We start from the raw sequence: 14,316 nt of genomic DNA on the forward strand, positions 1-14,316 counted from the left end.
GGTGTCCTTCCAAAAGGTGCCCGCGCCACGCCCCGCGTCCACGACGGACCCGTTCGGGCTCGTCCCTGCCCCCGCGGCGCTGACGCCCGGCGAGGGCACGACCGCCGTCGTCGACGGGACGCGGGTCGTGAGCGACCAGGCGCTGCGCGCCGCCGCGCGCTGGTGGCGCCGGACGACGGAGGACGCCTTCGGCCTCGACCTCGTGCCGGCCGACCCCTCGACCCCCGGACAGGCGTCCCCGACGGTCCCGGCACCCCTCGGTGCCACGGAGCCCACCGCCGTGACGTTCGCGCTCGACGGCGACCTCCCGCCGTCGGGCTACCGCCTGACGATCGACGCCGTCGGCGTCCGCGTGGACGCCGGCGACCTCGACGGCGCGCACGCCGCCGCGCAGACGCTCCGCCAGCTCGCCGGCCCGGCCTCGTTCCGCCGCGCCCCGGCGGACACCTCCGCCACGCCGACGCTCGTCCTCCCGCACGTCACGATCACCGACCATCCGCGGTTCCCGTGGCGCGGCGTGCTGCTCGACGTCGCGCGCCACTTCCTGCCCAAGGCCGACGTGCTGCGGTTCGTCGACCTCGCCGCGGCGCACCGGCTCAACGTGCTGCAGCTCCACCTCACCGACGACCAGGGCTGGCGCATGGAGATCGCGCGCTACCCGCGGCTCACGGAGGTCGGGGCGTGGCGTCGCGAGTCGGGCGTCGGCACGTGGCGCGCCGGGGTCTTCGACGGTCGCCCGCACGGCGGCTACTACACGCAGGACGACCTGCGCGAGATCGTCGCGTACGCGCGCGAGCGCGGGGTGACGGTCGTGCCGGAGATCGACGCGCCGGGGCACGTCGAGGCCGCCGTGGCCGCCTACCCCGAGCTCGGCACGCGCAAGCAGGCGCACGAGGTCCGCACGACGTGGGGCGTGAGCACGGAGGTGCTCGACCCGTCCGAGGAGTCGCTGACGTTCTTCCGGCACGTGCTCGACGAGGTCCTCGACGTGTTCGACGCACCGTTCGTGGCGATCGGCGGCGACGAGGTCCCGACGACGCTGTGGCGCGAGAACCCGGAGATCGTGGCGCGCGCGGAGGCGCTCGGGCTCGACGACGTCGGCGGGCTGCACGGCTGGTTCCTCGCCCGGCTCGCGGAGCACGTCGCGAGGAGCGGACGGCGCGCGGTCGTGTGGGACGAGGCGTTCGGGCCGGTGCTCCCGCGCGACGTGGTCGTGACGTCGTGGCGCGGCTGGGCCGTGGGGGCGGACGCGCTCGCCGCCGGGCACGACGTCGTCATGGCGCCCGAGCAGGTCGTCTACCTCGACCATCGCGGCGGCGACGCCCCGGACGAACCGGCGCCCGTCGGCTTCCTCACGACGCTCGACGACGTGTACGCGTTCGAGCCGCTGCCGTCCGGGCTCGCGACCACGAGCACGGACACCGACACGGACACGGACACCGACACGGACCAGCCCGGTGCGGGCCGCACCGGCGCGCTCCTCGGAGGCCAGGCCGAGCTCTGGTCCGAGCACCTCGACTCCGCCCGCCGGGTCGACTACGCCGCGTTCCCGCGCCTCGCGGCGTTCGCCGAGGTCATGTGGTCGCCGGAGGAGGACCGGACCCCAGGCTCGCCGGCGTCGATCGCATTCCGCGAGCGTCTCGTGACGCACCACCTCCCGCGCCTGGACGCGGCGGGCGTGGAGTACCGGCCGCTCGACGGCCCGCGCCCCTGGCAGACCCGGCCCGGCGTCGCGGGCTGGCCGCGCGACCGTGCGGCCGAGCTCGCCGCGGGCGGCCTGCGCGGCGTCGGCGGCTGGGTCGAGGGGCGCGACGAGGACGAAGGCGGCCCCGCGTGAGCGCGCTCGTGGTCCGCGGCGCCCGGCTCGTCGAGCCCGACGGCGGTGCGTCCGTTCCCGTGGACGTCACGGTCCACGCGGGCCGGGTCGAGAGCATCGTCCCCGCCGGGTCCGCCGCGCCCGCAGGCGTCGACACCCTCGACGCCGGGGGGCGCCTCCTGCTCCCGGGGTTCGTGGATGCGCACGTGCACGGCGAGGCGGCGGTCCTGGACGAGGACGTGCAGCTCGCGATGCTGCGCCAGGGCGTGACGAGCGTCGTCGTGGGGCAGGACGGGGTGTCCTACGCGCCCTCGCCCGCCCCGGGCGAGGAGCGCGCCGCGGGCGACGAGACGGCGTCGGGCCTGCACGACGCCGCGGCCTGGGCGGCCGGGTATTTCGCCGCGATCAACGGCGCCCACCCCACGTTCCGCGGCGGGTCGGTCGCCGACCTGCTCGCGACCTACGACCGCACCACGCGGGTCAACGTCGGCTACCTCGCCCCGCACGGCACGATCCGGTACGCGGTCCTGGGTGCCGCCGCCCGCGCCGCGACGCCCGCCGAGACCGACCGCATGCGCGCCCTGCTCACCGCCGCCCTCGACGACGGCGCCCTGGGGATGTCGACCGGCCTGGAGTACGTCCCGGCCACCTACGCCGACGAGGCCGAGCTCGTCGCCCTCACCAGCGTCCTCGCCGCGCGCGGGCTCCCCCACGTGTCGCACATGCGCGGCTACGAGGACAAGGCCGGCCCGGCGTTCGCCGAGCTCGTGCGCGTCGCGCGCACCTCCGGCGTCGCGACCCACGTCTCGCACTACCACGGCCCCGCCGCCGAGCTGCTGGGGTACGTCGACGACGCCCACGCCCAGGGCCTGGACGTCACCTTCGACTCCTACCCCTACCTGCGCGGCTGCTCGATCCTGTCCATGGTGTCCCTGCCGACCTGGCTGCCCATCGCCGACGTCGACGCGACCGTGGCCGCCCTCACGGACCCGGCGGTCCTGGACCGCCTGCACCGCGAGCACTTCCCCACCCTGACCGACCTGTGGCCCCGCGTCACGATGGCCGCTGTCCCCACCGGGGTACGGCCCGGCGAGCCCGCCGAGGACCTGACCTGGACCGAGGGCATGACCCTGCCCGACGTCGCCGCGCGCCTGGGCCTGACCCCCGCCGAGACCGCGGTCCGCCTGCTCGTCGCGACCCGCCTGCGCGCCTCGTGCGTGTTCGCCCAGCCCCCGACCAACTCGCCCGACTCCGTGCGGGCCCTGCTGCGCCACCGCGCGCACGTGGGCGGGTCCGACGCGATCTACGCGCCCGTCGGAGGTGGTGGCCGGCCCCACCCGCGCGGCTGGGGCGCCTTCGCGCGCTTCTGCGCCGAGCACGTGCGTAGGCTCGGGGACTGGACCTGGCACGACGCTGTCACGCACCTGTCGACGCGACCCGCCGAGCGGTTCGCGCTCACCGGGCGCGGCACGGTGGTGCCGGGCGCGGTCGCGGACCTCGCGCTCGTCGACCCCGACCAGATCCGCGACGAGGCGACGTACGAGGACCCGCGCCGCCCGGCGTCTGGCGTGGACGACGTGCTCGTCGCGGGCGTGCCCGTCCTGCGCGACGGCCGGCTCACCACCGCCCTCCCCGGCCGGCCGCTGCGCCCCGGCGCGACGCGGGTATGAGCGGGAGCCCGCACCTGTCCGGCACGAGGGCACGACTCCCGAGGAGGACCGCATGACCGGCACGACGGACCACACCCAGGGTCCCGCACCCGCCCGACCCTGGGCGCGCGACGGCGTCGGGCCCCGGACCAAGGGCCTGCGGCTCGCCGCCCCGGCGACCGTCGCGGACGTGCTCGCCGGCGCCCCGCGCGTCACGGACGGCGCCTTCTCGTGGCCGCTGCTCACGCTCGACGACGCGACGCTCGACCACAACGTCGGTGTCGTCGCACGCGTGTGCACGGAGCGCGGCGTCGAGCACGCGCCGCACGTGAAGACGACGATGTCGCGCGCGCTCTACGCGCGCCAGGCCGCGGCGGGCGCGTGGGGGGCGACGGTCGCGACGCCGTCGCAGCTGCGCACCGTGCGCGACTGGGGCGTGCCGCGCGTCCTGCTCGCGAACGAGCTGCTCGACCCGCGCGAGATCGCCTGGCTGCGCGACGACCTGACCGGTGTGGTCGACGGTTCCGCCGACGAGGTGTGGCTGTGCGTGGACTCGCCGCACGGCGTCGACCTTCTCGCGCGCGGGCTCGCCGACGCTCCGGCCGCCGTCCGGGCGCGCGTCGGCGTGCTCGTCGAGCTCGGCGTCCCCGGCGGGCGCACGGGGGTGCGCAGCACCGCGGCTGCCCTGGACCTCGCGCGCGCCGTCCGGGCGTCGGGCCTGCGCCTGCTCGGTGTCACGGGGTACGAGGGCTCGGTCGCGGGCGGCACGAGCGGCGACGAGCTCGCGGCCGTCGGCGCGTGGTGCGACGGTCTGCGCGACCTCGGTGCCGCATTCGCCCGCGAGGGCCTCGCGGGTGTCGACGAGCCGCTCGTGCTGTCCGCGGGCGGCAGCTCGTTCCTCGACGTCGTGCTCGCCGAGCTGCCCGGGCCGGTCGCCGGCGCCGACGGTCGCGAGGTCGAGGTTCGCGTCGTGGTGCGCTCGGGCGCGTACGTCACGCACGACCACGGCTTCTACTCGCGCACCGACCCGTGGAGCCGCATCCCCGGCGCCGAGCCGCTGCGGGGCGCCGCGACGGTCTGGGGCCAGGTGCTGTCCGTCCCCGAGCCGGGACTCGCGATCTGCGGCGTCGGGCGCCGCGACGTGTCGTTCGACATCGACCTGCCCGTCGCGCTCTGGCTGCGCTCGCAGTCCGACGACGGCTGGCTGCCCGCGCGCGAGCTCGCCGGGACGCGCGTCACCGCGCTCAACGACCAGCACCTCTACCTCGCGCTCGACGCGGGTGCCGGCCAGGTCACCGGCCCCGCGACCGCCCAGGTCCGCCCGGGCGACGTCGTCGGGTTCGGCATCTCCCACCCCTGCACGACGTTCGACCGTTGGCGCGTGGCCGCCGTCGTGCGCGGCGACGAGGTCGTCGACCTCGCGACCATCGACCTCTGACCCCGTTCACCCTGCGACCACGAACAACCGAGAGGACACCATGACCAGCGAGAAGACCGCGATCTCGACCCCCGACGCCCCGGCGCCCGCGCACACGTTCCACCAGGGCGTGCGCAAGGGCCCGTTCGTCCAGGTCTCCGGCCAGGGCCCCGTCGACCCCGCGACGAACGAGTACCTCTACCCCGGCGACGTCGCCGCGCAGACCACGCGCACGCTCGAGAACGTGCGCGCGATCGTCGAGGCGTCCGGCGCGACCTTCGACGACGTCGTCATGCTGCGCGTCTACCTCACCAAGCGCGAGGACTTCCCCCTCATGAACGACGCCTACGGCGCGTTCGTCGCCCAGCACACCACGAGGGGCGTGCTCCCGAGCCGCACGACGGTGTTCACCGGCCTGCCCCGCCAGGAGATGCTCGTCGAGATCGACGCCTTCGCGATCACGGACTGACCCGACCCGCTGTGGGCGTGAAATGGGCCCGGTTCTCGATCGAGAACCGGGCCCATTTCACGCCCACAGCGGGTCGGCGGGTCAGAGGAGGTGTGCGAGCAGGATGCGCAGGCCGAGCAGGATCAGCACGGCGCCGCCCGCGACCGTCGCCCAGCGGCCCAGGCGCTCGCCCGCGCGGGCACCGAGGCGCACCCCGAGGCCGGACAGCACGAGCGTCACGACGCCCACGAGGACGACCGCGGGCAGGATCGGCACGCCGAGCACCGCGAACGTCACGCCCGACGCGGCGGCGTCGATCGACGTCGCGATCGCCAGCGGGAGCAGCACCCGGTAGGCCACGCGAGGGCGCCGGGTGACGGGCGGCGCGAGCGTCGCGACGGCGCCCGGCTCGCCGGGCGCCCCGACCTCCGCGCCGGTGGCCTGCCCGTCCGCCGGTCCCTCCACGTGCTCGACGGCGTGCTCGGCCTCGTCCTGGAGGCCCTCCTTGACCATGTGCGCACCCACGAACGCGAGCATCCCGAAGGCGATCCACGGCGCGACGCCGGACACCGCGTCGGCGAACCACGTGGACAGCGCCCAGCCGGCGAGCGGCATGAGCGCCTGGAAGAGGCCGAAGAGGACCGCGACGCGCGCGGTCTCGCGCCACGTCGGGCGCCGCATCCGGGTGCCCTGCGCGAGCGCCACGGCGAACGCGTCCGCCGCGAGCGCGACGGCGATCACCACGAGCTCGAGAATTCCCACGAGAAAGCAGCCTAGAAAGCGCCGGACGAATGCGTCCAGGTGCGTCGTGGTGACGCTGATCTCGGCATTTCCGGACGTGGCTCCCAGCATTCCTGGACGCGTTTCCCCGCATTCCCGGATACGGGTGTCCGCAACCTCGGGTGCGGACGTCCGCGGCCCGCGAGGAGGCCCGTGGGAGGCGACGCGTAGCGTGCGCGGCAGGAGGTGACGGATGCTCGCGACGATCGCCGTGGAGGGGTACCGCTCGCTGCGCAGCCTCGTGCTGCCGCTCGACCGGCTCACGGTCGTGACCGGTGCCAACGGGACCGGCAAGTCGAGCCTGTACCGCGCGCTGCGCCTGCTCGCCGAGTGCGCGCTCGGCGGCGCGGTCGGGGCGGTCGCACGCGAGGGCGGGCTGCGGTCGACGCTGTGGGCCGGGCCAGAGCAGGGCGGCAGCCGGGCCGTGCGCGACGGCGGGCCCGTCCAGGGCACGCGGCGGACCGCGCCCGTCGCGCTGCGGCTGGGGTTCGCGGGCGCGGCTCCGGGCGACCTCGGCTACGCCGTCGACCTCGGCCTGCCGCAGCACCCCGGGTCGGCGTTCGGCCTCGACCCGGAGATCAAGGTCGAGACGATCTGGTCCGGACCGTCCCCGCGCCCCGCGACGCTCCAGGTCGAGCGGCGGGGGCCCGCCGTCCGCGTGCGGGACGACGCCGGAGGCTGGGCCTCCTCACCCGCCCGGCTCCGGTCGTTCGACAGCGTGCTCACCGAGCTCGTCGACCCCGTGGGAGCGCCGGAGGTCGTCGCGGTGCGGGAGGCCCTGCGCTCGTGGCGGTTCTACGACCAGCTCCGCACCGACGCGGGGGCGCCGGCCCGCGCTCCGCAGGTCGGCACGCGCACGCCGGTCCTCGCGCACGACGGCGCGGACCTCGCTGCCGCGCTCGAGACCGTGCGCGACCTCGGCCGCGGCGACGAGCTCGACGCCGCCGTCTCCCGCGCGTTCCCCGGCAGCCGCCTCGCGGTCCAGGCCGACGAGGGACGGTTCGAGCTCGCCCTCCACCAGCAGGGCCTGCTGCGACCGCTCACGGGCGCCGAGCTGAGCGACGGCACGCTGCGGTACCTGTTCCTCGTCGCCGCGCTGCTCTCGCCGCGCCCGCCCGAGCTCCTCGTGCTCAACGAGCCCGAGACGAGCCTGCACCCCGACCTGCTGCCCGCGCTCGGCACGCTCGTGCACGCCGCGGCACGGGAGACGCAGGTCGTCGTGGTGACCCACGCGGCGCCGCTCGTCGCGGCGCTGCGGGACGCGACGGCGTCGGGCACGGCGGACCTGCCGGGTCCCGACGACCTCCTCGAGGTCGAGCTCGTCCGCTCGCCGTCCGGCGAGACGACGGTCGCCGGGCGCGAGGGGCTGCTCGACCAGCCGCCCTGGACCTGGCCCCGGCGGTGACTCAGGCCGCGCGGGCCCCGGGCTCGAGCCTCGCCTCGGCGGGGGCGGTCAGCGCCGCGAGGCGACGTGGAGGCTCGTGACCGTCGCAGCGAGGTCGGTCAGCCGGGACGCCGTGCGGTCGAGGAGCTCGTCGAGCTCGATGGGGCCGGGGGCGATGCTGAACGCCGCGGCGATCCCGGCGTCGCGCGCCTGGTGCGCGGGCAGCAGGACGCGCCCCGCGAGCACGACGACCGGCGGACGCCGAGGTGCCTCGGCGGCGAGCGCGCCCATCGCGTCGGCGACCTTGCCGTTGACCGACTGCGAGTCGAACGACCCCTCGCCCGTGAAGACCAGGTCCGCGCGGCGGACCGCGTCCGGCAGCCCGACGGCCTCGGCGACGAGGCGCGCACCGGGCTCGAGCTCCGCGCCGAGGACGCCGACCATCGCCGCGGGCACACCGCCCGCCGCGCCGGCGCCCGCGAGCTCGGACACGTCGAACCCGGCCTCCTCGACGAGCACGCCCGCCCAGCGGCGCAGCGCGTCGTCGAGGAACGCGACGTCCGCCTCCTGGGCGCCCTTCTGCGGGCCGAACACGTGCGCCGCGCCCCGCTCGCCGTGCAGCGGGTTGGTCACGTCGACCGCGAGACGCCAACGCACGTCGCGAGCACGCGGGTGCAGCCCGGACAGGTCGAGGCGCGCGACCCGCGCGAGCCCCTCGCCGCCGTCGGGCACCTGCGCGCCACCGTCGTCCAGGAGCCGCGCGCCGAGACCGGTGAGGATGCCGGCGCCGCCGTCGGTGGACGCCGACCCGCCGAGGCACACGATCACCTCGTCCACCCCGGCGTCGAGCACGGCGGCGGCCGCGGCACCCGTGCCCAGGGTGTGCGCGTGCAGGGGCTGCAGCGCGACGTCGCTCACCTGCGGCAGGCCGCTCGCCTCCGCCAGCTCCACGACGCCCAGGCGCCCGTCGGCCGAGACCCCGAACCGCGCGGTACGCGGGCGCCCGATCGCGTCGACCGTCGCGACCTCGCGCGCCGGCACGCCCCACACGGCGAGGAGCGCGTCGAGGGTGCCCTCGCCGCCGTCGGCCATGGGGAGCTCGACGACCTCGGCATCAGGGACGACGCCGCGCACCCCGGCGGCGACGGCGTGCGCGACGTCCGCGGCGCTCAGGCTGCCCTTGAACGAGTCGGGTGCGACGACGACGCGCAGCGGGCCGTCGGGACGCTGCGAGGAACCGGTCTGGGTGGTGCTCGGCGTTGAGGACACGCTTCGCATCCTAGGCAGCGGGACCCGCTCCGGTCCGCCCGGGAACGGACGGACCGGACGTGTTCCCCGCCACAGCGCTCAGGGGCGCCGCTCGCCCGCCCGCGGCTCGGGAACCGCCGCACGGACCACGTCGGGGATCACCTGCTGGGCCGCGCGCAACCGCTCGAGGAGCTCGCCGAGCGTCGTCAGCTCGTCGTCGTCGAGCGCGCCACCCACGTAGGTCGCGATGGCGCGGGCGTGCGCGCGGCCGGTCGCCCGCTGGAGGTCCCGGCCCGCCGGGGTGAGCCGGACGAGCGTGCCGCGCGCGTCGTCGGGCGCGGACGTGCGCTCGACCAGGCCGCGGGTCGCCAACCGGTCCACCATGCGGCTCAGCGACGGCTGGCTGAGCAGGATGTACACGTTGAGGTCGCGCAGGCGCATCCCCTCGTCGGGGCCCTTGGTGAGCGAGAACAGCACGTCGTACTCGCGCAGGGTGAGACCGTCCCAGACCGGGTCGGCCTGCAGACGGCGCATGACGGTGACCTGCGCCCGGAACAACGACTCCCAGGTCTCGACCGCGAGCCGCGGGCTCCCGTGCCCGGGCGCCGTCACGTGCTCGCCCTGGCCCTGCTCGACCATGACACCCCCGGACCGCTCGATCGATGCGTTCGCATCGACCCTACCGGGTCGCGGGCGGCGCGCTCAGCGGCCGAGGCGACGCTCGCGCTGGGAGTAGGCGCGCAGCGCGCGCAGGTAGTCCACGCGCCGGAAGTCCGGCCAGTAGGCCTCGCAGAAGTAGAACTCCGAGTGCGCGCTCTGCCAGAGCAGGAAGCCGCCGAGCCGCTGCTCGCCCGACGTGCGGATGACGAGCTCCGGGTCCGGCTGCCCCTTGGTGTACAGGTGCTCCTCGATGTGCTCGACGTCGAGGTTCTCCGCGAGGTCCTGCAGCCGCGCGCCCGCGGCCGCCTGCTCGCGCAGGTACGAGCGCACGGCGTCGGCGATCTCGTGCCGGCCGCCGTAGCCGATCGCCACGTTCACCTGGAGCCCGTCGACCGAGGCCGTGCGCTGCTGCGCCTCGCGGAGCGCGCCCGCGAGGCGCTCGGGGAGCAGGTCGAGACGGCCCATGACCCGCAGGCGCCAGCGGCCCGAGTCGGCGAGGTCGCGCACCGCGTCCTCGATGATGTCGAGCAGCGCGGAGAGCTCCTCCTGCGAGCGCGAGAGGTTGTCGGTCGAGAGCATCCACAGCGTCACGACCTCGACGCCCTGGTCCTCGCTCCAGCCGAGGAACTCCGTGATCTTGTCGGCACCCCGGCGGTGGCCGGTCGCCGTCGACTCGCCGAACGAGCGCGCCCACCGGCGGTTGCCGTCGAGGATGACGCCCACGTGGCGCGGCACGCTCTCGCGCGAGAGGGTCGCGGCGAGACGACGCTCGTAGAGTCCGTAGACAGGGCGGGGCAGGCGCACGACGGTTCCTCGACGGTGGAAGGACGGGTGTCGCCCGGCGGGCTGGTCCCGGGTCGGGACGTGCGGGCCGAACCCGCACACGCTACCGCTCTGGAGCGTCCGGACGGCAGGGTGCTCGCGACCGCGCACGCCCCTGCCCAGGATCTTCACACCGCGGAGCGGCGACGGGTCGCGAACCTACGCTCGCGTAACTTACGATGGCGTAGGTTCGAGGGACGGCGCCGCGCGCCCGACCGTCTCGACCACCGCTCGACCACCGCTCGACCACCGCCCGACCACCGCCCGACCCGGCCCGACCCCGAGGAGACGCCGTGGACCGACCGACCGACAGCGACCCCACCCCGAGCGCGCCCGCCACCGACGCCGGAGGCACGCGCCTGCCGGGCGCCGACGCGCTGGAGGACGTCCGCGAGAGCGTGGGCGACGCCGTCGAGAAGGTCGCCGAGGCGGTCAAGCCGCGGCTGCGGGGCTGGATCCACGCGGGGACGTTCCCCTTCGTCCTCGTCGCGAGCATCGTCCTCGTCGTCGTCGCCCCGCCCGTCGCGGGCAAGGTGTCGTGCGCGATCTTCGGGCTCAGCGCGTGCCTCCTCTTCGGCACGAGCGCGGTCTACCACCGCGGCACGTGGTCGCCGCGCGTCGCCGGGGTGCTCCGCCGCGCCGACCACTCGAACATCTTCCTCATCATCGCCGGCACCTACACGCCCCTCGCCGTGCTCCTGCTCCCCCAGCGGACCGCGACGATCCTGCTCGCGATCGTGTGGGGCGGCGCCGTCCTCGGGCTCCTCGCCCGGATCCTGTGGCTCGACGCACCCCGCTGGGTGTACGTGCCCATCTACGTCGCCCTCGGGTGGGTCGCGGTCGGCTACATGCCGCAGTTCTGGACCACGACGAACGGGCCCGCGATCGTCTGGCTCGTCGCCGCGGGCGGCCTCGCGTACACGCTCGGCGCCGTCGTCTACGGCATCAAGAAGCCGAACCCCAGCCCCCGCTGGTTCGGCTTCCACGAGATCTTCCACGTGCTCACCGTCGTCGGCTTCACGTGCCACTACATCGCCATCATGCTCGCGGCGGTCGCGGCGCGCTGAGCACGCCGCGGGCTCAACCCCGAGGGACGACGGCGTAGCGGCGGTTGGCGAGCGACGGGTTGCGCTCGCGCACGCTCGCCAGGGCCGCGGGGTCGAGGTCGGCGCTGCGCAGCTCGGCGCGCTCGCCCAGCTCGAGCCCCACCTGACCGTCGGGCCCCACGAGAAGCGAGCGGCCGGTCACGCCCCTGCCCGCCTGCCCGACCGCGAGCACGACGGCGGTGTTCTCGATCGCCCGCGCCCGGGCCAGGGTGCGCCACTGGTCTGCCTTGAGGTCGCCCGCCGCCCACGCGGCGGGCACGACGAGCACGTCCGCGCCGGCGTCGACGAGCCGCCGCGCGCTCTCGGGGAAGCGCAGGTCGTAGCAGGTCATGACCCCGAAGGTCAGGTCACCGACGGGCAGGACCAACGGCGGCGCGGCCGGGTCGCCGGCGTCGAGCCGGTCGGACTCGCGGTGCCCGAACGCGTCGTAGAGGTGCACCTTGCGGTACGTGCCGACGAGCGCGCCGGACGCGTCCACGGCGACGACGACGTTCACCGCGCGCCCCGCCGCGGCGCCCGGGACGAGCGTCCCCGCGATCACCCCGACCCCGTGCTCGCGCGCGAGCCGACGCAGGGTGGACACGAACGGTCCGTCGAGCGGCTCGGCGTGCTCGACGCCCGTGCCCCGGGGGTCGAACCCCGCCGCGTACTCGGGCAGCACGAGCAGGTCCGCGCGCACGCGCGCCGCCTCCCGGAACGCGGCACCGACCGTGACGAGGTTGGCCGCGTGGTCGGCGGAGACCTCGAGCTGGCCGATCGTGACCCGCGCCCCGGTGGCCACGGGTCAGCCCTGCCGTGCGGGTCCGCCGCCGGTCGCACCGCCGGGAGCGCCGCTGCCGTCGCCCGGCGCACCGTCGGACGACTCGCCGTCAGCGGTCGCGTCGCCGTCGGCGTCGCCCTCCTCCAGCGGACCGTCCGCGCCGATGCCCTGGACCTCGGCGTTGTGCCGCATGCGCCGGAGCTGGCGGGACAGCGCGAAGAACAGGCCGACGGTCGCGAGCGCCACCGCGAAGATCGCGAGGAAGCCGACGAGGCCCGGGGACACGTCGTTCGGGTCGAGGTCCTCGCGCAGCGGGTCGTCGGAGGGGCTCGGCGTCGCGGTCTCGGCGACGACGTCGGCCGCCCAGCCCGGACCGCCCGTACCGGTCACCGTGAAGGAGTCCGCGAGGGACGTCGGCGTGGTCACGAGGCCGCCTCCTCGCTCGCGACGAGCTCGCGGACGCCGGCGAACAGGTCGTCCTCGGGCAGCCGCGTGGGGACGCGCGACTCGGCGAGCTCGAACTCCTCGAACGGCCACACGTCGACCTCGAGGTCGCGCGGGATCGCGAAGAAGAAGCCGTCCGGGTCGATCTGCGAGGCGTGCGCGATGAGCGCGGCGTCGCGCTGCGCGTAGTAGCGCGCGACGTGGACGCGGGTCGTGACCTCGCGCTCCGGGATCTCCCGCGCGGACCGCGACTCGACCCAGTCGCCGAACGGCGACTCGAGCCCTGCGCCCTGCATCGCCTCGTGCAGCGTGCGGATGCGGTTCATCGAGAAGTCGTGGTTGTAGTAGAGCTTGAGCGGCGACCAGGGAGCCGCCCCGCCCTCGCGGCGGTAGCGGTCGGGGTCGCCCGCGGCGTGGAACGCCTCGAACGCGACGCGGTGGCACATGACGTGGTCGGGGTGGGGGTACCCGCCCGACGGGTCGTACGTCGTCACGACGTGGGGCCGGAACTCCCGCACGAGCTCGACGAGCGGCGCGGCCGCCTCCTCGAGCGGGACCAGGCCGAACGAGCCCTCGGGCAGCGGGGGCAGCGGGTCGCCCTCCGGGAGCCCCGAGTCGACGAACCCGAGCCACTGCTGGCGGACGCCGAGCGCGCGCGCCGCCGACGCCATCTCGACGCGGCGCAGGGCGCGCATTCCCTCGATGCCCTCGGGCCCCTCGCCGAAGCTCGGGTTGAGGATGTCGCCGCGCTCACCGCCCGTGCACGTCGCGACGAGCACGTCGACGCCCTCGGCCGCGTAGCGGGCGGCCGTCGCGGCGCCCTTGCTCGACTCGTCGTCGGGGTGGGCGTGCACGGCCAGGAGACGGAGCGTCTCCGGCTGCTCGCGGTGGGTGGTCGATCCGGCCGCGGGTTCGGCCACTGGTCCTCCCGGGTGCGTCGTACGTCTCCTCGCCCGGCCGGACCTGTCGTGGGTGCACGACGAGCGCCCGGGCTCTGCGAAGATGGGTCGAGGACATGATCCCCCACCGCGCCCACACCTGACGAACCGCCGGGACCACCGGCACGACGCCGGGCCTGCGACCGGACGCGGCGGCACCGACCACGGGACCGCACCATGACGAACGAGACCACCGCCCCGCAGCCGAGCCCGGGCGCACCCCTGCGACCGCCGGCGGGCCGCTACGGCCCCGAGCCGACCGAGCGGCGCCGGCGCCTGGCGGTCGTCGGGATCGTCCTCGTCGCGATCGTCGGGCTCGCGATCACGCTCGTCATCGGGCTGCGGTACGCGAACGAGCCGGTGCGGTTCAAGGACTTCGGCTACACGGTCGTGAGCCCGGAGCGCGTCGACGTGACGTTCGAGGTCTACATGGACCCCGGGACCACGGCGACGTGCACGCTCGACGCGCTCGCGGAGAGCTTCGCCCAGGTCGGGACGGTCGACGTGACGGTCGGCCCGGTCGAGGTCGCGGAGTCCCGGTACACCGTGAGCGTGGCGACCTCCGAGCTCGCCACGACGGGCATCGTCCAGTCCTGCCGCGTCGCCCCCTGAGCCGCCCGGCCTGCGCGCGCGCTGACCTGCGACGTCGCTGTCGGAGCCCCGTGCTTTGCTATCCTGAGGGATTCCCGCACCCGACCGTGCGGAGCCCGAGACAGCGTGCCGGTGACAGGCACGCGTCCTCCGGGCACCACGGCGACCGGCGGGAGACCAGTCCTACGCGCTGCCACCCGGCCAGCGTCACCGACCCGGGCAGGCAGGCGCACCGCGAACGCACGCGCCCCGG

At 75.7% G+C, this 14,316-nt stretch carries 14 protein-coding genes; 7 read left to right on the forward strand and 7 right to left on the reverse strand.

Features of this window, described 5'->3' with window-relative positions:
* Window position 1 precedes the first annotated feature (1 nt).
* From NF338_RS06390 to NF338_RS06405, 4 genes are read left to right on the forward strand one after another with little or no spacing between them, the layout of a single operon-like run.
* Entirely contained in the window at window positions 2-1,837 is a 1,836-nt protein-coding gene (locus NF338_RS06390; RefSeq protein WP_264030005.1) for a beta-N-acetylhexosaminidase, read from the forward strand.
* Window positions 1,834-3,486 carry an N-acyl-D-amino-acid deacylase family protein gene (locus NF338_RS06395; RefSeq protein ID WP_264030006.1) on the forward strand — a complete coding sequence of 551 codons (1,653 nt, stop codon included), beginning with the start codon at window positions 1,834-1,836 and terminating at the stop codon, window positions 3,484-3,486. The genes NF338_RS06390 and NF338_RS06395 overlap by 4 nt, the downstream gene beginning before the upstream one ends.
* 52 nt (window positions 3,487-3,538) lie before the next feature.
* On the forward strand, window positions 3,539-4,903 hold the full coding sequence (locus NF338_RS06400) for an alanine racemase (protein WP_264030007.1): 1,365 nt from the start codon (window positions 3,539-3,541) through the stop codon (window positions 4,901-4,903).
* Between the two features lie 40 nt (window positions 4,904-4,943).
* Window positions 4,944-5,351 (forward strand): RidA family protein, encoded by a 408-nt coding sequence (locus NF338_RS06405; RefSeq protein ID WP_264030008.1) that lies wholly within the window; start codon window positions 4,944-4,946, stop codon window positions 5,349-5,351.
* 81 nt (window positions 5,352-5,432) lie between these two features.
* Here NF338_RS06405 and NF338_RS06410 read toward each other — a convergent pair whose 3' ends face one another.
* The gene (locus NF338_RS06410; protein ID WP_264030009.1) at window positions 5,433-6,092 is read right to left on the reverse strand and encodes a manganese efflux pump MntP family protein; all 660 of its coding nucleotides are present in this window, start codon (window positions 6,090-6,092) and stop codon (window positions 5,433-5,435) included.
* 211 nt (window positions 6,093-6,303) lie between these two features.
* Here NF338_RS06410 and NF338_RS06415 point away from each other — a divergent pair, with 211 nt between their 5' ends.
* Window positions 6,304-7,515 carry an AAA family ATPase gene (locus NF338_RS06415; RefSeq protein ID WP_264030010.1) on the forward strand — a complete coding sequence of 404 codons (1,212 nt, stop codon included), beginning with the start codon at window positions 6,304-6,306 and terminating at the stop codon, window positions 7,513-7,515.
* Between the two features lie 48 nt (window positions 7,516-7,563).
* Here NF338_RS06415 and NF338_RS06420 read toward each other — a convergent pair whose 3' ends face one another.
* From NF338_RS06420 to NF338_RS06430, 3 genes are all read right to left on the reverse strand, one after another.
* Window positions 7,564-8,763: a glycerate kinase gene (locus tag NF338_RS06420; RefSeq protein ID WP_264030011.1), complete on the reverse strand. Its 1,200-nt coding sequence runs from the start codon at window positions 8,761-8,763 to the stop codon at window positions 7,564-7,566.
* Between the two features lie 78 nt (window positions 8,764-8,841).
* Window positions 8,842-9,381 (reverse strand): MarR family winged helix-turn-helix transcriptional regulator, encoded by a 540-nt coding sequence (locus tag NF338_RS06425; RefSeq protein ID WP_264030012.1) that lies wholly within the window; start codon window positions 9,379-9,381, stop codon window positions 8,842-8,844.
* Between the two features lie 63 nt (window positions 9,382-9,444).
* Window positions 9,445-10,206: an isoprenyl transferase gene (locus tag NF338_RS06430; protein ID WP_204542751.1), complete on the reverse strand. Its 762-nt coding sequence runs from the start codon at window positions 10,204-10,206 to the stop codon at window positions 9,445-9,447.
* A 311-nt stretch (window positions 10,207-10,517) separates the two neighbouring features.
* Here NF338_RS06430 and trhA point away from each other — a divergent pair, with 311 nt between their 5' ends.
* Entirely contained in the window at window positions 10,518-11,291 is a 774-nt protein-coding gene (gene trhA, locus NF338_RS06435) for a PAQR family membrane homeostasis protein TrhA (RefSeq protein WP_412846248.1), read from the forward strand.
* Window positions 11,292-11,304: 13 nt separating this feature from the next.
* Here the strand turns inward: trhA and NF338_RS06440 are convergent, their stop codons facing one another.
* The 3 genes from NF338_RS06440 to mca are packed head-to-tail and all read right to left on the reverse strand — an operon-like array spanning window position 11,305 to window position 13,454.
* Window positions 11,305-12,111, reverse strand: a complete 807-nt coding sequence (locus NF338_RS06440; protein ID WP_264030013.1) for a carbon-nitrogen hydrolase family protein — start codon at window positions 12,109-12,111, stop codon at window positions 11,305-11,307.
* A 3-nt stretch (window positions 12,112-12,114) separates the two neighbouring features.
* Window positions 12,115-12,516 carry a hypothetical protein gene (locus NF338_RS06445; protein WP_264030014.1) on the reverse strand — a complete coding sequence of 134 codons (402 nt, stop codon included), beginning with the start codon at window positions 12,514-12,516 and terminating at the stop codon, window positions 12,115-12,117.
* Window positions 12,513-13,454 (reverse strand): mycothiol conjugate amidase Mca, encoded by a 942-nt coding sequence (mca, locus tag NF338_RS06450; RefSeq protein ID WP_264030015.1) that lies wholly within the window; start codon window positions 13,452-13,454, stop codon window positions 12,513-12,515. The genes NF338_RS06445 and mca overlap by 4 nt, the downstream gene beginning before the upstream one ends.
* Window positions 13,455-13,649: 195 nt before the next feature.
* Here mca and NF338_RS06455 point away from each other — a divergent pair, with 195 nt between their 5' ends.
* Entirely contained in the window at window positions 13,650-14,084 is a 435-nt protein-coding gene (locus NF338_RS06455; protein WP_253053047.1) for a DUF4307 domain-containing protein, read from the forward strand.
* Window positions 14,085-14,316 lie beyond the last annotated feature (232 nt).

Origin of the sequence: Cellulosimicrobium sp. SH8 (assembly GCF_025818875.1) — a bacterium.
Classification (GTDB): domain Bacteria; phylum Actinomycetota; class Actinomycetes; order Actinomycetales; family Cellulomonadaceae; genus Cellulosimicrobium; species Cellulosimicrobium cellulans_D.